The organism is Meridianimarinicoccus sp. MJW13 (assembly GCF_014901205.1).
Classification (GTDB): Bacteria; Pseudomonadota; Alphaproteobacteria; order Rhodobacterales; family Rhodobacteraceae; genus Meridianimarinicoccus.
Genome location: NZ_JACNMU010000013.1, coordinates 19,136 through 39,067, shown reverse-complemented (window position 1 = coordinate 39,067; position 19,932 = coordinate 19,136). Strand labels below are relative to the sequence as shown.

General features: G+C 66.2%; 17 protein-coding genes and 1 pseudogene. 14 read left to right on the top strand and 4 right to left on the bottom strand.

The annotated features are described in order from the left end of the window. Positions 1-24: 24 nt before the first annotated feature. Positions 25-1,182 (bottom strand): NAD-dependent epimerase/dehydratase family protein, encoded by a 1,158-nt coding sequence (locus H8B03_RS18620; RefSeq protein ID WP_193143404.1) that lies wholly within the window; start codon positions 1,180-1,182, stop codon positions 25-27. A gap of 321 nt (positions 1,183-1,503) precedes the next feature. Here H8B03_RS18620 and H8B03_RS19230 point away from each other — a divergent pair, with 321 nt between their 5' ends. Together H8B03_RS19230 and H8B03_RS18610 are read left to right on the top strand one after the other, a co-directional pair. Then, positions 1,504-1,821 (top strand): sulfotransferase, encoded by a 318-nt coding sequence (locus H8B03_RS19230; protein WP_193143402.1) that lies wholly within the window; start codon positions 1,504-1,506, stop codon positions 1,819-1,821. Next, positions 1,709-2,287 (top strand): hypothetical protein, encoded by a 579-nt coding sequence (locus tag H8B03_RS18610; protein WP_193143482.1) that lies wholly within the window; start codon positions 1,709-1,711, stop codon positions 2,285-2,287. Before H8B03_RS19230 ends, H8B03_RS18610 begins: the two co-directional genes overlap by 113 nt. On the opposite strand, the pseudogene H8B03_RS18605 reads toward H8B03_RS18610, so the two are convergent. Both H8B03_RS18605 and H8B03_RS18600 read right to left on the bottom strand, forming a co-directional pair. Then, positions 2,255-2,347 (bottom strand): annotated as a pseudogene (locus H8B03_RS18605) (IS5/IS1182 family transposase); the annotation flags it as partial. The gene H8B03_RS18610 and the pseudogene H8B03_RS18605 sit on opposite strands and share 33 nt — an antisense overlap. Positions 2,348-2,468: 121 nt before the next feature. After that, entirely contained in the window at positions 2,469-4,187 is a 1,719-nt protein-coding gene (locus H8B03_RS18600) for a bifunctional sulfate adenylyltransferase/adenylylsulfate kinase (RefSeq protein WP_193143400.1), read from the bottom strand. Between the two features lie 180 nt (positions 4,188-4,367). Here H8B03_RS18600 and H8B03_RS18595 point away from each other — a divergent pair, with 180 nt between their 5' ends. Further along, on the top strand, positions 4,368-5,774 hold the full coding sequence (locus tag H8B03_RS18595) for an oligosaccharide flippase family protein (protein WP_193143398.1): 1,407 nt from the start codon (positions 4,368-4,370) through the stop codon (positions 5,772-5,774). Between the two features lie 112 nt (positions 5,775-5,886). On the opposite strand, the gene H8B03_RS18590 is transcribed toward H8B03_RS18595, so the two are convergent. Beyond that, on the bottom strand, positions 5,887-6,654 hold the full coding sequence (locus H8B03_RS18590; protein ID WP_193143396.1) for a sulfotransferase family 2 domain-containing protein: 768 nt from the start codon (positions 6,652-6,654) through the stop codon (positions 5,887-5,889). 474 nt (positions 6,655-7,128) lie between these two features. Here H8B03_RS18590 and H8B03_RS18585 point away from each other — a divergent pair, with 474 nt between their 5' ends. The 11 genes from H8B03_RS18585 to H8B03_RS18535 all read left to right on the top strand — a co-directional run bounded on the left by H8B03_RS18585 (position 7,129) and on the right by H8B03_RS18535 (position 19,847). Beyond that, a complete protein-coding gene (locus tag H8B03_RS18585; RefSeq protein ID WP_193143394.1) occupies positions 7,129-9,441 on the top strand; it encodes a LamG-like jellyroll fold domain-containing protein in 2,313 nt (770 codons plus the stop codon). A 212-nt stretch (positions 9,442-9,653) separates the two neighbouring features. Beyond that, complete coding sequence (locus H8B03_RS18580; RefSeq protein ID WP_193143392.1) at positions 9,654-10,037, top strand: hypothetical protein; 384 nt, start codon at positions 9,654-9,656, stop codon at positions 10,035-10,037. Continuing rightward, the gene (locus tag H8B03_RS18575) at positions 10,034-11,098 is read left to right on the top strand and encodes a sulfotransferase (protein WP_193143391.1); all 1,065 of its coding nucleotides are present in this window, start codon (positions 10,034-10,036) and stop codon (positions 11,096-11,098) included. The genes H8B03_RS18580 and H8B03_RS18575 overlap by 4 nt, the downstream gene beginning before the upstream one ends. Then, entirely contained in the window at positions 11,098-12,504 is a 1,407-nt protein-coding gene (locus tag H8B03_RS18570; protein WP_193143390.1) for an arylsulfotransferase family protein, read from the top strand. The genes H8B03_RS18575 and H8B03_RS18570 overlap by 1 nt, the downstream gene beginning before the upstream one ends. A gap of 77 nt (positions 12,505-12,581) precedes the next feature. Further along, complete coding sequence (locus tag H8B03_RS18565) at positions 12,582-13,991, top strand: arylsulfotransferase family protein (protein ID WP_193143389.1); 1,410 nt, start codon at positions 12,582-12,584, stop codon at positions 13,989-13,991. Between the two features lie 34 nt (positions 13,992-14,025). Then, positions 14,026-14,259 (top strand): hypothetical protein, encoded by a 234-nt coding sequence (locus H8B03_RS18560; RefSeq protein ID WP_193143388.1) that lies wholly within the window; start codon positions 14,026-14,028, stop codon positions 14,257-14,259. Between the two features lie 193 nt (positions 14,260-14,452). Further along, positions 14,453-14,695 (top strand): acyl carrier protein, encoded by a 243-nt coding sequence (locus tag H8B03_RS18555; RefSeq protein WP_193143387.1) that lies wholly within the window; start codon positions 14,453-14,455, stop codon positions 14,693-14,695. 43 nt (positions 14,696-14,738) lie between these two features. Beyond that, positions 14,739-16,658 (top strand): HAD family hydrolase, encoded by a 1,920-nt coding sequence (locus tag H8B03_RS18550; protein WP_193143386.1) that lies wholly within the window; start codon positions 14,739-14,741, stop codon positions 16,656-16,658. A gap of 23 nt (positions 16,659-16,681) precedes the next feature. Beyond that, positions 16,682-18,235, top strand: coding sequence for an MBOAT family protein (locus H8B03_RS18545; protein WP_193143385.1), 1,554 nt, complete (start codon positions 16,682-16,684; stop codon positions 18,233-18,235). 14 nt (positions 18,236-18,249) lie between these two features. Then, a complete protein-coding gene (locus H8B03_RS18540; protein ID WP_193143383.1) occupies positions 18,250-19,380 on the top strand; it encodes a hypothetical protein in 1,131 nt (376 codons plus the stop codon). A 44-nt stretch (positions 19,381-19,424) separates the two neighbouring features. Continuing rightward, positions 19,425-19,847 (top strand): VOC family protein, encoded by a 423-nt coding sequence (locus tag H8B03_RS18535; RefSeq protein WP_193143382.1) that lies wholly within the window; start codon positions 19,425-19,427, stop codon positions 19,845-19,847. Positions 19,848-19,932: the final 85 nt, after the last annotated feature.

Genomic DNA, 19,932 nt, shown 5'->3' with positions numbered 1-19,932 from the left:
TGCCGGCGCAAGGTGTTGCCAGCCCTAGCGCCAGGTGGAGACGCAGGGGATCTTGCTGGTGTCGCAGCGATCGGCGTATTTCGCGGCGATCTCCTTGACCTCTTCCATCAGCCCGGCTTCGAGCTTCTTGGGTTCGAGCCCCAGGCCCAGGAAACGGTCGTTGGCCACATGCAGATCGTTTTCTGCCGCCTCGTTGCGCGGGTTGTCGAGATAGGCAATCTCGGCGCCCATCATGTCGTGGATCATCTGCGCCAGATCCCGCACCCGGTGGGTCTCGGTCATCTGGTTGAGGATGTTCACGCGCTCGCCCGATTGCGGCGGGTTGTTCAGGGCCAGTTCGATGCAGCGGCAGGTGTCCTGAATATGGATGAAGGCGCGGGTCTGGCCGCCCGTGCCATGCACCGTCATCGGATAGTTCACCGCGGCCTGCATGATGAAGCGGTTCAGCACCGTGCCATAGTCGCCGTCATAGTCGAAGCGGTTGATCAGGCGCTCGTCCATCTTGGTTTCTTCGGTCTGGGTGCCCCAGACGATGCCCTGGTGCAGGTCGGTGACCTTGACTGCGTCGTTCTTGTTGTAGAAGGCGAACAGCAGCTGATCCTGGCTTTTGGTCATGTGATAGATCGAGCCGGGGTTGGTCGGGTAGAGGATTTCCTGCTCGGTCTCGCCGATCGGCGTATCCACCTTGACCTTCAGGTAGCCTTCCGGGATCTGCATGCCGGCGGTGCCGTAGCCATAGACCCCCATGGTGCCCAGGTGGATCAGGTGGATGTCCAGGCCGGATTCGACGATGGCGGCCAGAACGTCATTGGTCGCGTTGATGTTGTTCGAGACCGTATACCGCTTGTGATAGCTGGACTTCATCGAATAGGGCGCGGCGCGCTGTTCGGCGAAATGGACAACCGCGTCGGGCTTTTCCTCCTGCAGCAGCGTCAGCAGGCGATGGTAGTTCTTCCCGACCGTGCAATTGACAAACTTGATCTCCTTGCCGGTCAGTTCCTTCCAGACGCGGAGGCGTTCGCCGATGGGGCGGATAGGGGTCAGGCTGTCGACTTCAAGTTCAAGGTCGATCGCGCGGCGGCTCAGGTTGTCGACGATGACGACGTCATGGCCCTGCTTCGACAGATGCAGTGCGTTGGGCCAGCCGCAAAACCCGTCGCCGCCAAGAATAATTACCTTCATGATCTTCCTCATTTGAGCAGACGTCTACTGCCAGACTTATCGCAAGCCTTGCCCCGCAGTTGAAGCCACTTTCATCGCCGACACGGCGCGACCGCGCCCCTTGGACATAAAACCGCAGGCACCCCGAGTTGATTGCCGGAACAGATATGGCAAGGAACCGCCGGATTCCCGGCGGGCTCTGGCGGTATTTATCGGTTTATGCAGTTTTTCCGGAGCCTTGCAGCCCTCCACAACCTACAGCCTTGTGAGTCATGAAAATATCCTCGCCTGCCCCAAGCAGTCATGCTAGCAGGTTAAAAAAAGGGCTGCGAAAGGTATACTTTGCCAAACAGGACAAATTTAACCGCCCCCATATGCCTCGTTGGCCTCGGTCGGTCCGGAACCACTCTTGTCACCAATATTTTCCGCCGACATCCGGGTTTTCAAAGTCTCGGGGAGACCGCCAATCTGGTCTACTCAACATTTCGCCATATTGAGAAGTCACTTCCCATTTCAGGGCCGCGGAACCAGAATCGATCAGATCAGGATGTTGCGCGATTGCGTCTACAAGGTCCTGCTGGACATCTATGCGTCGCCGAAGCCCAACTGGTTTCAAAAGCCCATACTGATCCCGTCAATTGTGTCTTCCTTCGGACCTGACTTCGAGGGCTTCGGCACGTGGTACTGGTCGGTAAATCGGTTGCTATTCCCCGAGGGAAAATTCTTCACGGTGATGCGCGAACCAGCCGACGTGCTGAAGTCCAGCATCATCCGCTGGGGGTGGTCTTTCGATGACGGAATTGCGACTCTCCGGCGGAACTACACCCTGTTGTCCCATGCGGACACGCGCGTTGATCTGGTCATCCCCTTCGACAGGCTCCAACAGGAACCGGAGGCGACGACACGGCAGCTCCTCAATTTCGCCGGCGTCGATTTTCATGAGGACTGCATGACGGCCTTCAAGAGCGCGCATGCGCCCAATCCTCGGAAAAAGGACGGGGTCGCTATGGGTGAAATTCCCCAGGATGTCATGGATCTTTATCACAAGGTTCTGGCGCGCAGCGAGCCGGTCCGGGATCGGGTTTCCGAACCGGAACATGACAAGGGCGGCGCGGGCACGAGCTGACAGGACCCCCTTTGCGCAACGGTCATGTCCGGTTGCGACACGTCGCCAATCCCTGAGCCGGGTGCCGCCGGTCCAGACTCCGTGGCGCGGGCCCAGCCAGCCTCCGCCGGAACCGCCCACGAACCCCCCCCGCCGATGGCCTCGGCGGGGGGTTTCCTTGTCTTTCAGACCTGTGGCCGTCTTACGACTCCGAGCCGATCAGCCCCATGCTTTCCAGCTTCAGCAGCACCTGCTGGGCGCAGAAATCCACGTCGGTGCCTTCGGTGTCGAGGCGCAGTTCGGGGTTCTCGGGCACGTCGTAGGGATCCGAGATGCCGGTGAACTCCTTGATCTTGCCTTCACGGGCCAGCTTGTAGAGCCCCTTGCGGTCGCGGCGTTCGCATTCCTCGATCGAGGTGGCGACATGCACTTCCACATAGGCGCCGAACTGTTCGATCTCCTCGCGCACGGCGCGGCGGGTGGTGGCGTAGGGCGCGATCGGGGCACAGATGGCGATGCCGCCGTTCTTGGTGATCTCGGAGGCGACATAGCCGATGCGGCGGATGTTCAGGTCGCGGTGTTCCTTGCTGAAGCCCAGCTCGGACGACAGGTTCTTGCGCACCAGGTCGCCGTCCAGAAGCGTGGTCGGGCGGCCGCCCATTTCCATCAGCTTGACCATCAGCGCGTTGGCGATGGTGGATTTGCCCGAGCCCGAGAAGCCGGTGAAGAACACGGTGAAGCCCTGCTTGGCGCGCGGCGGCTTGGTCTTGCGCAGCTCGGCCACCACTTCGGGGAAGGAGAACCACTCGGGGATCTCCAGGCCTTCGGACAGGCGGCGGCGCAATTCGGTGCCGCTGATGTTCAGGATGGTGACGTTGTCCTTGTCGGCGATCTCGTCGGCGGGCTCGTACTGGGCGCGGTCCTGCACATAGACCATGTGTTTGAACGGCACCATCTCGATGCCCATCTCGTCCTGGTATTCCCGGAACATTTCCTGGGCGTCATAGGGGCCGTAGAAATCCTCGCCGGCGGAGTTCTTGCCGGGGCCGGCGTGGTCGCGACCGACGATGAAATGGGTCAGGCCGTGGTTCTTGCGGATCAGACCGTGCCAGACCGCCTCGCGCGGGCCGGCCATGCGCATGGCCAGCGGCAGCAGCGACATGTGGGTGGTGGCCGCCGGGTATTTGTCCAGCACCGCCTCGTAGCAGCGCACGCGGGTGAAATGGTCCACGTCGCCGGGTTTGGTCATGCCCACCACCGGGTGGATCAGCAGGTTGGCCTGGCTTTCCTTGGCGGCGCGGAAGGTCAGTTCCTGGTGCGCGCGGTGCAGCGGGTTGCGGGTCTGGAAGGCGACGATCTTGCGCCAGCCCATCTTGCGGAAATAGGCGCGCAATTCGTTCGGCGTGTCGCGGCGGGCGCGGAAGTCATAGTGGATCGGCGCCTGCAGGCCGGTGATCGGACCGCCCAGGTAGACCGGGCCGGCGGTATTGTGCAGGTAGTTCACCGCCGGGTGGGCGCTGTCATCGGCGCCGAAGACCTTCTCGGCCTCGCGGGCCTTGTTCGGGGTGTATTTGTCGGAGACGTTCAGGATCGCCAGGATCACGCCCTCGGGGTCGCGCAGGGCGATGTCCTGGCCGGGTTCGATCCCTTCGGCGAATTTCTCGCTGACATCCAGGGTGATCGGCATCGGCCAGAGGCTGCCGTCGGCCAGACGCATGTTTTCCACGACGCCGTTGTAGTCTGCCTCGCCCAGGAAGCCCTTGAGCGGGTTGAAGCCGCCGTTCATCAGCAGTTCCAGATCGCAGATCTGGCGGGCGGTCAGATCCCAGGACGGCATCTCGCCGGCCTCGACCTTCAGTTTCTGGGCGCTTTCGGCGGAGACATAGAGTTCGGTAATGGGCGAATGCAACGACGCTGTCATGGGATTGAACTTTCAACTGGTACGCGTTGGGGGCGCGTTTAACAGGCGCCCCGGTGCCGGGCAAAGCGACAAATCGGCTGTCATTGCCGCTGTGACAAGATTGCAAAGGGGGAATCATTTGCCATTCCCCCCCGGCTGCCGTCATACCCGGTCCGGTAGAAGTGGCGCAGGTGTCGAGTAATGGTGAAGAAGATCGTGCTGCTGTTGTCAGGCAACGTGATGACCTCGGTCATCCTGTTCCTGCGCACGATCCTGATCGCGCGGCTGATCAGCGTGGCCGATTACGGGATCGCGGCCACCTTCATGATCTCGGTCACGATCATGCAGCTGCTGTCGAACCTGGGCCTGAACCAGATGATCATCCAGGACAACGACGGCGACGATCCGGATTTCCAGGCCTCGTTGCAGGGGTTCCAGCTGTTGCGCGGCTTCGTCTCGGGGGCGCTGCTGTTCGCGCTGGCGGCGCCGATGGCGCGCTTCCTGGGCCAGCCGCAGATCACCTGGGCCTACCAGCTGCTGGCGGTGGTGCCGGTGCTGAACGGGCTGGCGCATTTCGATGTCTTCCGCCTGCAGCGGCGCATGGCCTATGGGCCGTTCATCGCCACCCAGCTGCTGCCGCCGCTGATCTCGGTGCTGGCGATCTGGCCGCTGTACATGATGTACGGCGACTACCGGGTGATGCTGGGGGCGATCCTGGCGCAATGGCTGCTGTACCTGCTGCTCACCCACCTGGTGAAAGAGCGCCGCTATGCGCTGGCCTTCCGGCGCGACATCCTGATGCGCGGGGTGCGCTTCGGCTGGCCGCTGCTGGCCAACGGGGTGATGCTGTTCATCATCTACCAGGGCGAGCGGCTGGTGGTCGGGCGCGAGCTGGGCATGGCGACGCTGGCGATCTTCTCCATGACCCTGTCGCTGGTGCAGACCCCGATGGGGGCGGTGACCCGCGCCGTGCACCAGTTCCTGCTGCCGCAACTGTCGGCGGCCAAGGCCGATGACGGCGAGTTCAACCGCATGGCGGTGGTGATGGTGCAGGCCTCGGCGCTGGCGATGGCGGTGCTGGCTTTGGGCATCGCGCTGGCCGGGCCGCCGCTGGTGCTGCTGGCCCTGGGCGAGAAATACGCCCCGGTGCTGGATTTCCTGCTGCTGATGGCGGTGGTCGAGCTGCTGCGGGCGGTGCGCTCGGGGCTGAGCCAGGTGGCGCTGGCCCGCGCCCGCACCCTGAACGGCGTGGTGTCGAACCTGCCGCGGGTGCTGGCCATCGCCGTGGCCTGGGCGCTGCTGATCCAGGGCGCCGGCCTGCCGGCGGTTCTGGGCGTGGCGGTTCTGGGCGAGGCCCTGGGCTTCATCGTGGCGCTGGTTCTGGCGCATCGCTGGGCCGGCATGGCGGTGGCGCCGCAGGCCCCCTGCCTGATCGCGCTGGCGCTGTTTGCCGCGGCGCTGGCGCTGGCCAGCCCGCTGCTGCCCTGGACTCTGCCGCCGCTGGTCGAGGCCGGGCTGCTGGCGCTGACCGGCGGGGCGCTGCTGGCCACGCTGCGGCCGCTCTGGCGCTACCTGCGGGATCGCCGGATGACCGCTTATGGCGGCTGACCGGCGGCTGGGTGTCCCGACGGGCAGCTAGCGTCCGCCCCTCATGACGGACGTCTTAGCGTCCCCTCTTCATGACGGACGTCTTAGCGTCCGATATTCCCTGACGGACGTCTTAGCGTCCGATACGCCGGGTGATCTTGCGGGTGAACTTGGCCATCGGGCTGTTGAACGCCTTCAGCGCCGCATCGCGTTCGGCGATCTGGGCGGCGGTCAGCACCGGGGCCGGGTTTTTGGGCGCCTTCGATCCGATCTCATAGCCGAAGCGGCTGAAATCCCCGGCATAGATCTCGGCGATCCGTTCCAGGTCCCAATCCGTGGGCTTGGCCCGTTCCACCGCCACCTTGGCGTAATTGCCCCGCTCGTTGATCTTGGGCAGGGCGCGCGGCGCGGCCGCGGTGCCGGTGAGCGCGTCGAACCAGGGCACCAGCGCGTCCAGCCCGTGTTCCATGTGAAAGACCTGGGCGCCCTCGGGGACGATCTCGGTCATCGGGCGGACGTGGTTGTCGTGCACGAAGGGATCCTCGGCGCGGCGGTCGGTCAGATCCTCCAGCCAGTCCGAGAAGCTGACCTGGGTCGAGATGCTCTGCTCGACCTCAAGCTGGAAATGATAGGCGCTGACCAGCCGCGCCACCGGGTGCCGCACGATGGTGAACATCGCGTCGAAGAACCCGTCGGGAAACAGCCGCGACAGGCTGGTGTGGTCGATGTGCTGCGGCGAGGTGCGCGACCACAGGCTGCGCGGATCATGCCGCGTGTGACGGCTGTCATGGAAGGCGACCTGTCCGAAGCGTTCGGTCAGGTACCACGACACGGCCGACCCCCCGCATTTGGGGACATGGGCATAGAGCACGAGCTTCTCGCCGGCCTTGAAGATGGGCATGAACTGGAATCCTTACTCACTGGTACGCGCGCAGTATACGAAGCCGGCGGGCAGAGACAGCAGGGACGAGATGACGCAAGAGGCCGCAGGGCCGGGGCCGGGCGGCCGCGTGCGGGGGGGCGATGCCCACACGCTCGGTGCGCCTCCGGCGAGTACGCTGCGTGCGCCTCCGGCGCAGGAACGCTCGGTGCGCCTCTGGCGAGTACGCTGCGTGCGCCTCTGGCGCAGGAACGCTCGGTGCGCCTCTGGCGCAACGCCCCCGCCCCTCAAGCTAGCCTGAGCCTTCATTTGCCGTTCCCGGAGGCCGGGGCGGGACGGATGGGCCGTGAAACCGGGAGAGGATCCGCCTTGATCCCGGCGCGCGGGGGCTGCCAGTAAGGGAAACCCCTTGCATCAGGACCCCTGCCCATGGCCGCCATCCTTTCCGCTCTGACCGCCCGATCCCGGCGCTGCCACAGAAGGAGCCTGCTTGCCATGATGATCCAGGTCGCGCTTGCCATCGGTCTGCCCAGCCCCATGTCGTCCGCCCCCTCGCCCGGACCCGCCGCCACCGCCAGTATCGCCGAGTTCTCGCGCGATCAGACGCTGTTCGACAGCGGGGCGGCGCGCGGCGGCAACAGTGCCGACATCCCGCTGTCGGGCAGCACCGATGCCCCCGACGGCGCCCGCATCATGGCCGAGATCCTGCGCGCCGACACCGGCGCGGTGCTCTATCCCGCCCAACCCGTGGCCACCGCATCGGGCGGCAGCTGGACCGGCGCCTATCCCGGTGCCGCGCGCAGCGCCCATTGGCTGCGCCCGCGGGTCTGGGTCGAGGGCCATGCAAGCGCCAAGGCCAGCACCACCAGCCGCTTCGGCGTGGGCCATATCGTCGGGCTGATCGGCCAGTCGGAAGATGCCCGGATGTTTGCCGACAATTTCAGCCAGACCGCGCCGCTGGCCGTGACCGACGACAGCGCCGTGCAGGTGATCCGCCAGCAGGAGGGCGGCACCAAGCCCTGGCCGATCACCATCGAACCGGTCACCGCCGCCAATCCGGTCACCGCCTCGGTCGCGGCGCTGGCCGATGTGCTGATCCGCAACGCGCCGGGCGAGAAGTTCCTGATCCTCGACCTGGCCCATTCCGGCACCAGCCGGGGCAACCTGGCCAATGACAGCGATTTCTCCCGCGACTGGGTGGATTTCGCGGCGATCGTGGCGCAGGCCCGCGCCGACGGGTCGGACCTGGGGCTGGTGCTGGACACCTGGACCGCCGCCGACAGCGCCGCCGCCGACATGTTCCGCCAGCGCTTCTATCCCTTCTACGCCGGCATCACTGCGGCCGGCGCCGATTACACGCTGGGCACCGCGCATCAGGCGCGCACCTTTGATCATGTCCTGTGGGACCTGTCGGCCGCCGGCGGACGCGGGATCTTCGATGCCGCGCGCACGCCGCTGCTGATGTTCGGTCCGCACCGGTTCGAAGTCGGCCAGGACATGCGCGACGCGGTGACCCGCGCCGATGGCAGCCCCGATCCGATCGCCAACAAGCAGGACACCCGCCTGTCGATCCGCAACATGCTGGACGACGCGGCCCTGGCCCCGATCCTGGCACCGCGCGGCAAGGGGCCCGAGATCCTGCTCTACCAGAACGGCTATCGCGCGGTCAGCGCCACCGACAACACGCCGTCGGACACCGGCACCCATTGGGATGACGCCTCGCACCCCGCGGCGATGACCGACGACGGGCTTCCCGCCCGCGCCCGCCACGTGGCGGTGACCGCGCTGCACGGGCTGGGGCTGGCACCGATCGAGGTGCCGCGTTTCAACCGCGCCTATTGGGAGCCCTCGGGCGCCTGGGTCGAGTTGTGGTTCGAGGACGCCAGCGGCGCCACGCCGCCGGTCACCACCACCCGCGCGGCGCGCGGCCTGCCGGCGATGCCCACCACATACCCGCATCGCACCGAGGTGCTGGGCTTCGAGATCAACGGCATTCCGGCGGAAAACGCCACGCTGGCGGGGGGGCGGGTGCGGATCGCGCCCAATGGCGGCGGCCTGTTCACCTTCGCCGATTCGGTGCAATTCGGCCGCGGCGGCGCCTCGGGCGTGCTGAAATGGCCCGAGGACAAGTTCGACGGCGACTGGATGAACCTGCCGATGGTGGACCTGGGGCTCGCGGGTGTCGAGGGCGTGGCGCTGGAGCCGCTGCCCCTGGCCACCGAGATCGCCAACACCCTGCCCGCACCCGCGACCTTCACCACCACCGGCGCGGGCCCCTATTTCAACGATCCGGGCAACCTGGGCGCCAATCCGGGCCTGCTGACCATGGCAGCAAGGCTGCGCTTTGCCCCCGGCGCCGGCAATGGCGGCATCTTCGCCCAGTCCGGCGGCGGCATGGAGGTCACCCGGCTGGCCTCGAACAGTGCGCTGCGGATCAACCTGGACGACAGCAGCGGCGCGGCACTTCTGACCAGCCATCAGCCCGGCCTCTCGATCCCCGAGAACGTCTGGGTCACGCTGCTGCTGGCCATCGATCTGCCGGGGCAGACCCTGACCCTGTGGAAGGACGGGGTGGAAACCCAGGTGGCGCTGCCGGCCAACACCGGCCAGCTGGTGCCGGGCCGCTTCCTGACCTTCCTGAACCGCAACGGCAATGGCGGCTACCAGTTCCTGGGCGAGGTCGAATACCTGCGGGTCTGGAAAGGGCTGGCCAGCGTGGATGCCAATGAGCCCGCCACCCCGCCAAGCGCCGAGATCACCGGCCCCGACAGCGCCCTTGTCGGGCATCCCTGGCGCAAGGGCGGCTGAGGGAATTTCCGCGCGGTCCGGTCAACCGGGCCGCGACAAAGCGCCTTCCAGAAAGCGCAGCCGAAGTGTGCCATCTTGCGCTTTGTGTTTGTGTGATCCGCAAGGCGGTCCCCCCCTGAGGATTCGGTCAGGCGGAACGCCGACAGAGTGATGTTACGAAAGGCGGGACGAATGGCGTTTTTCCGGGGCAATCTTCTGTGGAGCCTCTCCACATGACGGTGATCATTGTCGGGCTTTCGGTCCTGTGTTTCATCGCGGCCTTCCAGGTTCTGAACCTTGTGCCACGGGCGCGCACGGCCATCGCCACCTCGCGCGCGACGGCGGCCGTGATGGGCGACAAGAGCCTTGATGAAGACGCCAAGGAAGCGGCGGTGCAGAAAGCCGCGCTGTCGCTGATGAAGAATTTCCTCGATCTGCTGATCCGCGGGGCCCTGACCCTGGTCGCCGCCTGGGTGCCGATCCAGGCCGCCGACATGATCGGCCTCAAGCCCGCCGATGAAACCCTGGCCTTCATGCTGCGGCTGGACGTGATCCTGATCACCAGCGTGATCGTCACCGTGGCCGTGATCATCGGACTGCGGGTCGCGAAGAAATGAGCGCCTATTCCAAGCTGGACCAGCGGGTTCACAAGGTCGCCTTTTCCAGTCGCATGTTGCAGATGTCCATGGCCGACATGGAAGACAGCATGTTTGCCAAGGATCTCAAGGGCATCACCGGCACCCGCCCGATCTTCATCACCTCGCTGCCGCGGGCCGGCACCACCATCCTGCTGACCGCCCTGTCGCATGTGCCCGGCCTGGCCACGCATCTGTACCGCGACATGCCCTTCCTGATGGCGCCGATGCTGTGGAACCGCCTGTCGAAAGGCTTCCGCAAGGACAGCACCCTGGCCGAGCGCGCCCATGGCGACGGCATCCAGGTCGGCTATGACAGCCCCGAGGCCTTTGAAGAAGTGATCTGGAAAGCCTTCTGGCCCGATCACTACACCGACAACGGCATCACCCTGTGGACCGGCACCGACCGCAACGCCGAGGCCGAGGAGTTCCTGCGCAAGCATCTGTGCAAGATCATCGCCCTGCGCTGCGGCCCCAATGCGGCGGACGGGCGCTATATTTCCAAGAACAACGGCAATGTGGCGCGGATCCCGCTGCTGCGGGCGATCTTTCCCGATGCCGACATCGTGGTGCCGGTGCGCGATCCGGTCACCCATGCGGCCTCGCTGTGGCGTCAGCACAGGAATTTCCTGACCCAGCACGCCGAGGATCCCTTCGTCAAACGCTACATGGGCGACATCGGCCATTACGAGTTCGGGCAATTGCACCGCCCGATCCAGTTTCCGACGCTGGCCGCCCGCACCGCGGGCACCACGCCCGAGGATCTGGATTACTGGCTGGGCTACTGGATCGCCGCCTTCGAGCATCTGCAAGGCCTCGACGACGGCATCCTCTTCGTCAGCCACGAGGCGCAGCGCAACGACGGGCTGGGCGAGATGACCCGCCTGTGCGGCCAGCTGGGCCTTGAGCCCGGCGCGCACCTGGCCGAGGTGGCCGGAGAGTTCACCCCGCTGCCCGACCGCCCCATTGCCCACGATCTGCCCGCGGATCGCGTGGATCATGCCCGTGCCCTGTACCAGAGCCTGACCGGAACCACCCTGTAATGTCCAAAATCCTTCCGTTTCTGACGTTCCTCATCGGCGCGGTGATCGTCGCCTTCGGGGCCGGCATCGCCGTGAACGAGTTCAAGCTGCCGCCCTATCCGACCATCGCCAGCGGCGCCAAGACCCTGCTGTACACCTACAAGGGGCTCAACGCGCCGCCCTACCTGGGCCAGTTCGTGGGCCCGGCTCCCGATGTGCCCCCCGCCGAGGCCGCTGCAAACCGCTTCGAGGCGATCGATCCCGCAGCCGCCGGGCTGCCCGAGACCCTGCTGATCACCGGCGGGCTGAACGAGTTCCTGGAGCATTGCCCCGAGGATGGCTGCCTGGCGGTGGAGGTTGACCGCGCCGGCACGGTCACCCATGCAATCCCCTATCGCCCCGACGAGATCTTCGCCGCCGATATCACCGACGGCAGCTTCTACCGCGAAGGCGTGCCGCCGGATCCGCGGCTGATCAAGCGCCCGATCGGCCTGAAACCCTATGCCAACGGCGATTACCTGGTCAGCTTCCAGACCACCGGCAACATGTTTCCCTTCTCGGGCGGGCTGGCGCGCATCGACCGCGACGGTCATCCGCTGTGGTACCGCTTCGACTATTCCCACCATTGGGTGAACGTGATGCCCGACGGGCGCATCATCATTCCCGACCTGGTGCTGGAAGAGGGCGACTGGGAGGTCGGGATCGGCACCCGCGGCCGCATCTATGACCAGTATTGCGAAACCGGCCGCCCGCAGGTGGACGGCATTCATATCCTGGATGGCGATGGCGCGGTGCTGCAGCGCATCGATGTCGACAAGGCCCTGCGCGAAAGCCGCTGGGCGCCCCTGATGTCCCAGACCCCGGTGCCCTGCGATCCGCTGCACATCAACTATGTGGATGTGCTGGATTATACCGCGCCGGGCGGCGTACTGGAGCCGGGCAACCTGGTGGTCTCGCTGCGCAATCTCAGCATGGTCGCGATCATGGATCCCGACACCGGCGCGGTTCTGGACGTGGTGCGCGGCAGCTTCATGCAGCAGCACGCGGTGCAGCAGCTGCGCGGCTCGAAGGCGCTGGTCTTCGACAACTGGGGCGGCGCCGGCAACGGCCACGGCTCGCGTCTGCTGGAGATCGACCTGGCCGGCGGGCCCGAGCGGCAGATCTTTCCCGACCCCGACGCCCTGCAGACCGGGCGGCCGCTGTTCTCCTTCCGCGCCGGCCATCTGAGCATCTCGCCCGAGACCGACCGGGCGCTGGTCAGCTTCACCGAGGATTCGGTGGGGGTCGAGGTCGATCTGGCCAGCGGCGCGCCGGTGATGACCTGGACCAGCCTGCATGACCTCAGCGGCCTGGAGCAGGCCACCGAGGCGCAGAAATCCGCGGCAACGCGGGCGAAACTGTTTGGCATGTACTATCTGCAGCCGTGACCGTAAGACCCCGGGGGCCGGAGGCCTCCGGCCCAGTTACCGGCCCGACACGGGCCGTGCGTGGAGTTGAGCCGAGTATGTCGAAAATCCTGCCGATCCTGATGCCGGTCGTGTCGCTGGTGCTGCTGGTCTTCGGGGCCGGGGTATTCGTGGGCGAGTACCAGGTCCCCCCCTATCGCACCATTGCCGATGGCGCCAAGACGATCCTGTACACCTATCGCGGCATCAGCGCGCCGCCCTACCTGGGCCAGTTCCACGCCCATTCGCGGGAACGGGTGGCGCTGGAGGACGCGGTCTCCAGCCGCTTCACCCCCGGTCCCCGCGCGACCGAGCCGCAAGGCGGGCTGCTGATCAACGGCGGGCTGAACGAATACCTGGAACTGTGCCCCGAGCACGGCTGCCTGGCGGTGGAAATCGACCGCAGCGGCGCGGTGGTCCATGCCACCCCCTTCCGCCCCGACGAGATCTTCGCCGCCGACATGACCGACGGCAGCTTCGGTCACCAGGGTGTGCCCGGCGATCCGGCGCTGATCTTCCGCCCGCTGGGGCTGCAGCGCTATGACAACGGCGACCTGCTGATCAGCTTCCAGTCCACCGGCAACATGTTCCCCTTTGCCGCCGGCGCGGCGCGGGTGGACCGTGACGGGCATCCGGTGTGGTTCCGCTTCGACTTCTCGCATCACTGGGCGACGCTGCTGCCCGATGGCCGCGCCCTGGTGCCCGACCTGGACATCGCGACCGGCGACTGGGTGGTGCCGGTGGGGCCGCGCGGCTCGCGCGAGAAACTGAAATGCGACACCGGCCGGCCACAGGTCGACGGGGTGCAGATCCTGCGCGCCGATGGCAGCGTCGAGCGTCGCATCGATGTGTCGGCGGCCCTGCTGGCCTCGCCCTGGTCGGCGATGCTGGCGGAAACCACCAATGCCTGCGACCCGCTGCACATCAACTATGTGGACGTGCTGGACTATACCGCGCCGGGCGGCGCCCTGCAGCCGGGCAACCTTGTGATCTCGCTGCGCAACCTCAGCGCCGTCGCAGTGCTGGACCCGGCCACCGACACCATCACCGACGTGGTGCGCGGCAGCTTCGTGCAGCAGCATTCGGTGCATCACCTGACCGGATCGAAGATGGTGATGTTCGACAACTGGGGCGGCGACGCCGAGGTTGGCCGGGTCTCGCGCCTGCTGGAGGTGGACCTGGTCACCGGGCAGGAACGGCGGATCTTTCCGCAGCCCGGCACGCCGCAGGCCGCCGAACAGCTGTTCTCGGATCGCGGCAGCCACCTGAGCCTGTCACCCGACCGCCGCCGCGCCCTGGTCAGCTATTCCGGCGAAGGCCGCGGGTACGAGGTCGACGTGGCCACCGGCGAGGTCTATCTGCAATATGACAGCCTGCATGACCTGAGCGCCGTGCCCGGCGCCAACGCGGCGCAAAAGAGCCACGCTGCGCGTGCATCGTTGTTCGGGATGCTTTATACAGGCGAATGAACTGGTCTGAGTTGAGAATTGGAAAGGTAATACGATGAAACGGGATCTCACGGTACCCCTGGCGCTGGCCGTCATGCTGCTGCCGACCCTGGCCCATGCCTATATCGGCCCGGGCGCCGGCGTTTCGGCCATCGGTGCAGCCCTGGCCCTGGTGGCCGCGGTGTTTTTTGCCATCGTGGGCTTCGTCTGGTATCCGGTCAAACGCCTGATGCGCAAGCGCAAGGCCGCGGCCGAGCAGGCGTCCGACACCCCGCCGTCGGCCGAGTGACCGGGCACCGTCCCGGCGACCGCCGCGACATCAAAGCCCCTTGAGTTGAAGGGGCCCGACCCCCAAAGCTGCGGCCGCACAACCGGCGGGAACACCTCGTGTGCGCCCGCTCCGGTTGCGTCATGGCCGCGGCCGCTTTCCGTCCGCGCGCGCCTCGCGCCGGGCAAGACACGCAGCAGGTGAGTGCAGAAGTATGGATACCGCGTCGATCAAGGAAGAACTCGTCGACATCTTCGAGGATGTCATGGATGCCGATGACGTCGAGCTGACCGATGAGACCACCGCCAATGATGTCGAGGAATGGGACAGCCTGAGCCATGTCCGCCTGATCATCGCCATCGAGCGGAAGTACGGCATCAAGTTTTCCAATGCCGAGATCGAAGGCCTTAAGAAGTTTGGTGACATCATCACCCTGATTCAGACCAAGGCCGGCTGACGGCCCGCGGTGACGTAGTTTCGGTGCGCGTGGAGTATGCACAATGTTCGACCTGTCCTCCGGAAAGCTTCCCTGGCTGGTTCCGGCTACCGCTGATTTCCGCGCCACGCTGAAGGCGCTGATCGCGGCCCCTGGCCCGGTGCCCGCCCAGGACCTGGTGGCGCTGGCCGCCCAGGATCTGGATCTCAACAAGCTGACCAGCCTCGACAAGGCGGTGGGCAAGCTGGCCGGTCGCATCGACGGGCCGGCATTGAGCCCGCTGAAGCTGGCGCTGCTGGCCCAGGCCACCACCGATTACATCGCCCCTGCGATCCGCGCCTCGGCCCTGCGCCACGGGCTGCAGGTCGAAACCTATGTGCCCGCCTACGGCCAGGCCATGGCCGAGGTCATGGATCCGGGCAGCCCCCTGCGCGGCTTCGGGGCCGAGATGGCGCTGATCGCCGAAACCCCGCAAAGCCTGGGCCTGACCCGGTCGTTCATCGATGCGGCCAGCGGCGCGGCCGCCGTGGCCTCGGCCACCGCCACCCTGACGGCGCTGGTCGAAGGGCTGCAGGGGGCGGGCATCAAGACGGTGATCCTGCAGACCCTGCCGCTGCCCGCCGATCCCTGGGCCGGGCAATACGACCGCCGCGCCAAGGGCGCGCTGGCGGCCCAGATCGCCGCCGTCAATGACGCCATGGTCGATCTGTGCGACAGCCATGCCGCGGTGCTGTTCGATGCCGAGGCGCTTTCGGCTCTGGTGGGCCGGGCCAATTGGCACGACGCCGGGCTGTGGCATCGCGCCAAGGTGCCCTTCGCGCTGGATTACGTGCCACTGTATGCGGAAAAATTCGCCCAGGTGCTGCGCGCCCTGCGCGGCAAGGCCTCGAAATGCCTGGTGCTGGACCTGGACAACACCTGCTGGGGCGGCATCATCGGCGACGACGGGCTGGAAGGCATCGAGATCGGCCAGGGCTCGGCCCAGGGCGAAGCTTTCCTGGCAATCCAGAATTACGCCCTGTCGCTGAAGGAACGCGGCGTGGTGCTGGCGGTCTGTTCCAAGAACGAGGAAGCCAACGGCAAGCTGCCCTTCGAGCAGCACCCCGACATGGCCCTGAAACTGGACGACATCGCGGTCTTCGTGGCCAACTGGACCGACAAGGCCTCCAACATCCAGCATATCGCCAAGGTGCTGAACATCGGCACCGACGCGCTGGTCTTCCTGGATGACAACCCCGCCGAACGCGCCCGCGTGCGGATGGAACTGCCGATGGTCGGCGTGCCCGAGGTCGGCGACGATCCCAGCCTCTACCCGGCGATGCTGGCCCAGGGCGGCTATTTCGAAACCGTTGGCCTGTCGGCGGATGATGCCCAGCGGGCCGAGCAATACCGCGCCAACGCGCAGCGCGCCGTGGCGATGGAAACCATCGGCAATTACGACGACTACCTGCGCTCGCTGGACATGGCCTGCACCATCGCGCCGTTCGACGCGGTGGGCCGCACCCGCACCGCCCAGCTGATCAACAAGTCCAACCAATTCAACCTGACCACCCGGCGCTATACCGAGGCCGAAGTGGCGGCGATGCAGGACGATCCCGCCTGCCACACCCTGCAGGTGCGCCTGACCGACAAGTTCGGCGACAACGGCATGATCTCGGTGGTGATCCTGCGCAAGGATGCCGAACCGGACGCCTGGGTCTTCGACACCTGGCTGATGTCCTGCCGGGTGCTCAAGCGCCGGGTCGAGGAAGCGACGCTGGCCACCGTGGTCGAGGCGGCCCGCGCCGCCGGCATCGGCAAGCTTTACGGCGATTACCTGCCCTCGCCCAAGAACGGCATGGTGGAAGATCATTATGGCAAGCTGGGCTTCGAGAAACTGGGCCCGATCGGCGACGGCGGCACCCGCTGGGTGCTGGAGGTGGCCGGCTATGACGCCCCCGACCTGCCCATGACCCTGGCGGTGCAGACGCCCGTGTCCGCATGATGTCCTGAGCCGGGAGATCCGCGGTGCTGTTCAACTCGCTCCAGTTTGTCTTCCTGTTCCTGCCAGCGGCGCTGGCGGGCTATTACCTGCTGATCGCCACCGGCAGGCAGCGCTGGATCTTCCTGTTCCTGGTGATGGCCTCGCTGCTGTTCTATGCGGTGTGGAACCCGCCCTATGTGCTGCTGCTGCTGGCCTCGATGGGCGGCAACTATATCTTCGGCAGCTGGCTGGACCGGCGCCGCGAGGCCGGGCGCGGCAACGCGCGGGTGATGGGGCTGGGGGTGTGTTTCAACCTCGCCATCCTGTTCTATTACAAATACGCCAATTTCTTCATCGACAACCTGAACGGCGCGGCGGGCACCGATTTCGTGCTTGACCGGATCCTGTTGCCGCTGGCGATCTCGTTCTACACGCTGCAGCAGATCGCCTTCCTGATCGACGTGGCAAGGGGCGAGGTGCGCCCCACCGGGGTCTGGCGCTATGCCACCTTCGTGATCTTCTTCCCGCAGCTCATCGCCGGCCCCATCGTCCACTACAAGGAGATGATGCCGCAGTTCTTCGGGCGCCGCCTGGGCCGCTTCGCCACCGCGAATTTCACCGTCGGGCTGGCGATCTTCGCGCTGGGGATGTTCAAGAAAACCGTGCTGGCCGACAGCGCCGCGGCCTTTGCCACCCCGATCTATGACGCCGCCGCCGCGGGCGATCCGATCGGGCTGCTGGCGGCCTGGCGCGCCGCGGCCTGCTATACGCTGCAGCTGTATTTCGACTTCTCGGGCTATTCCGACATGGCGCTGGGGCTGGCGCGGATGTTCGGGGTCAAGCTGCCGCCGAACTTCCATTCGCCGCTGCGCGCGGCCTCGATCATCGAATACTGGCGGCGCTGGCACATGACCCTGCAGCAGTTCATCGTCGCCTACATGCACCAGCCGCTGGTGGTGCCGCTGACCCGGTTCGGCGCCGAACGCGGCTATGGCAAATGGCAGATGTTCGCCCTGACCACGGCGATGCCGACGATCCTGCTGTTCGTGGTCATCGGCTTCTGGCACGGCGCCAACTGGACCTTCGTGGTCTTCGGGCTGATGCATGGCATCTACCTGACGGTGAATGAATTCTGGCGCACCTACCGGCGCAAGCGCCGCAAGAAGATCAAGCCCGGTCCCTGGGACATGGTGTTTTACCACGCGCTGACGCTGGTCTGCGTGGCCGCGGCCAACGTGGTGTTCCGCGCCGACAGCGTGGCAGCGGCGGCGGCGATCTGGGCCGGCATGGTGCAGCTGGGCGACCTGCTGATGCTGCCGTCGATCCTGCCCGCCAGCTTTGGCGAGCTGCTGACCGAGCCTTTGACCTTCATCCTGGTGGCCGCCGCACTGATCGCCTTCTTCCCCAACACCCAGCAGATCATGAACCGCTACGAGCCGATCCTGGGCTGGGCCAAATGGCGCGGCGTGGCGCTGCCGAAGATCGCGCTGCAATGGCGTCCGACACCGCTCTGGGCGTGCTATACCGGGCTGGTCCTGTTTCTTGCCGTGGCCTTCGTCAGCCGCGGCGAGACCGAATTCATCTATTTCAACTTCTGACGGGGCAAGGACGCATGGCAGAGACATCCTCCGGCCCGAACAGTTTCGGCCCCCCCGCCGCCAACGCCCGGCAAGCCGGCGACAGAAGCGTCGAGACGCCGGTGACGGACAAGCCCGGCTGGCTCAGCCGGCCGCTGGGGCTGGGCCGCTTCCTGGGGTTGGTGGCGGCGGTGTTCCTGGGCGCCTTCGCCCTGACCCTGGCGCTGCCGCATGATCCCTACATCCGCTACCAGTCCTTCAAGGGCACGATCTTCGACCGGCTGGGCTGGGTCTATGAACGGCTGGCCTATGACGACACCCCGATCGACGTGCTGGTCATCGGCTCGTCGCGGACCGCGCGCGGCGCCAATGTGGAGCAGCTGGAAGCCGCCCTGGCCGAGCGCGGCGTCAGCGCCCATGTGGCCAATGTCTCGATCCCGGCCTCGGGCTTCGACTGGCGGCTGACGGTGCTGCGCGAGGCGCTGAAACATCACCCCGAGATCAAGCTGGTGATCTGGGAACTGGTCGAGGTCTTCCCGCGCGACGGCCACCAGACCTTCGGCGACCTGGCCCGGCCGGGCGAGCTTCTGTCCAGCCCCTGGCTGGTCAACCGCACCCTGCCGGTGAACCTGGCGGCCCTGCCCTACCGGCAGATGGAACTGGGGCTGGCCAGCCTGCTGCCCGAGGCCTTCGGCTATGCGAAGGATTTCGATCCGGCGGGCTATCTCGGCCCCGCCCCCGATCACCGCGGCTTCAACGATCCGGGCTGGAGTGTCGACGCCGAGGCGCGCCAGACCAGCGCCCTGGATCACGCCCTGGCCATCGCCGCCGACAGCGCCCAGCGACGCGAAGAAATCACCTGGCCGGTGCCGGCGATCCCCGACGCGCTGGAATTCGGCGTCTCGCGCGCCTACCTGCGCGACCTCGACAGACTGGCCGAAACCCATGGGTTCGAGACCGCCTTCCTGTTCCTGCCCTTCTATGACGGCTACGGCGACGCCCATGAGGCCGAATGGGTGCAGCAATTCGGCGACTACTGGGCGGCGCGCTTCCTGGCGACGGATCCGGAGAATTACGTGGATGCCGCCCATGGCTCCAGCCTGGGCATCGCCCGCCTGACCCCCTGGCTGGCCGACCGGATCGCCCGCAGCCTGTCCGGGGACTGACCTTTCCCGACCCGACCTTCCCGACCGACCCTGCCGGAGCCCCCATGACCGATCTGCCCATCCTGCCCGCCGCCCCGAAACTGCATCACGTGGGCATCATCCAGCCCGACATGGAGGCCGCCGAGGCCTTCATGGCGCTGTTCAACCACGAAGAAGACTACCGCGGCTACGTCGACGCCTTCGAATGCTGGTGCATCTTCCTGAAGGCCCCCGAAGGCACGGCGGCGGTGGAGTTGGTGGTGCCCACCGGCGGGCCGCTGATGAAGTTCAACCGGGGCGCCGGGGGCTTGCATCACTATGCCTTCGAAACCCCCGACATCCGCGCCGTGCAGGCCGCACTGGCCGAAAAGGACGTGCGGATGCTGGAAGATGAACCGGTGCAGGGCGCGGGCAACTTCCTGTGCAACTTCGTGCACCCGGTCTCGACCCGCGGCGTCATCATCGAATACGTCCAGCCGCTGGGCTGAGGGGGCCGTTGCGGCGCGGGGCGGCATCCTGCGCGAACGACATTCGAGGCGTCTGTCCCACCTGAACCCGCCGGGGAAATCCCCC

Coding starts and splice junctions, on each gene's coding strand:
- H8B03_RS18620 (WP_193143404.1), bottom strand. CDS start 1,182: ATGAAGGTAATTATTCTTGGCGGCGACGGGTTTTGCGGCTGGCCCAAC.
- H8B03_RS18610 (WP_193143482.1), top strand. CDS start 1,709: ATGTTGCGCGATTGCGTCTACAAGGTCCTGCTGGACATCTATGCGTCG.
- H8B03_RS18600 (WP_193143400.1), bottom strand. CDS start 4,187: ATGACAGCGTCGTTGCATTCGCCCATTACCGAACTCTATGTCTCCGCC.
- H8B03_RS18595 (WP_193143398.1), top strand. CDS start 4,368: ATGGTGAAGAAGATCGTGCTGCTGTTGTCAGGCAACGTGATGACCTCG.
- H8B03_RS18590 (WP_193143396.1), bottom strand. CDS start 6,654: ATGCCCATCTTCAAGGCCGGCGAGAAGCTCGTGCTCTATGCCCATGTC.
- H8B03_RS18585 (WP_193143394.1), top strand. CDS start 7,129: ATGATGATCCAGGTCGCGCTTGCCATCGGTCTGCCCAGCCCCATGTCG.
- H8B03_RS18580 (WP_193143392.1), top strand. CDS start 9,654: ATGACGGTGATCATTGTCGGGCTTTCGGTCCTGTGTTTCATCGCGGCC.
- H8B03_RS18575 (WP_193143391.1), top strand. CDS start 10,034: ATGAGCGCCTATTCCAAGCTGGACCAGCGGGTTCACAAGGTCGCCTTT.
- H8B03_RS18570 (WP_193143390.1), top strand. CDS start 11,098: ATGTCCAAAATCCTTCCGTTTCTGACGTTCCTCATCGGCGCGGTGATC.
- H8B03_RS18565 (WP_193143389.1), top strand. CDS start 12,582: ATGTCGAAAATCCTGCCGATCCTGATGCCGGTCGTGTCGCTGGTGCTG.
- H8B03_RS18560 (WP_193143388.1), top strand. CDS start 14,026: ATGAAACGGGATCTCACGGTACCCCTGGCGCTGGCCGTCATGCTGCTG.
- H8B03_RS18555 (WP_193143387.1), top strand. CDS start 14,453: ATGGATACCGCGTCGATCAAGGAAGAACTCGTCGACATCTTCGAGGAT.
- H8B03_RS18550 (WP_193143386.1), top strand. CDS start 14,739: ATGTTCGACCTGTCCTCCGGAAAGCTTCCCTGGCTGGTTCCGGCTACC.
- H8B03_RS18540 (WP_193143383.1), top strand. CDS start 18,250: ATGGCAGAGACATCCTCCGGCCCGAACAGTTTCGGCCCCCCCGCCGCC.
- H8B03_RS18535 (WP_193143382.1), top strand. CDS start 19,425: ATGACCGATCTGCCCATCCTGCCCGCCGCCCCGAAACTGCATCACGTG.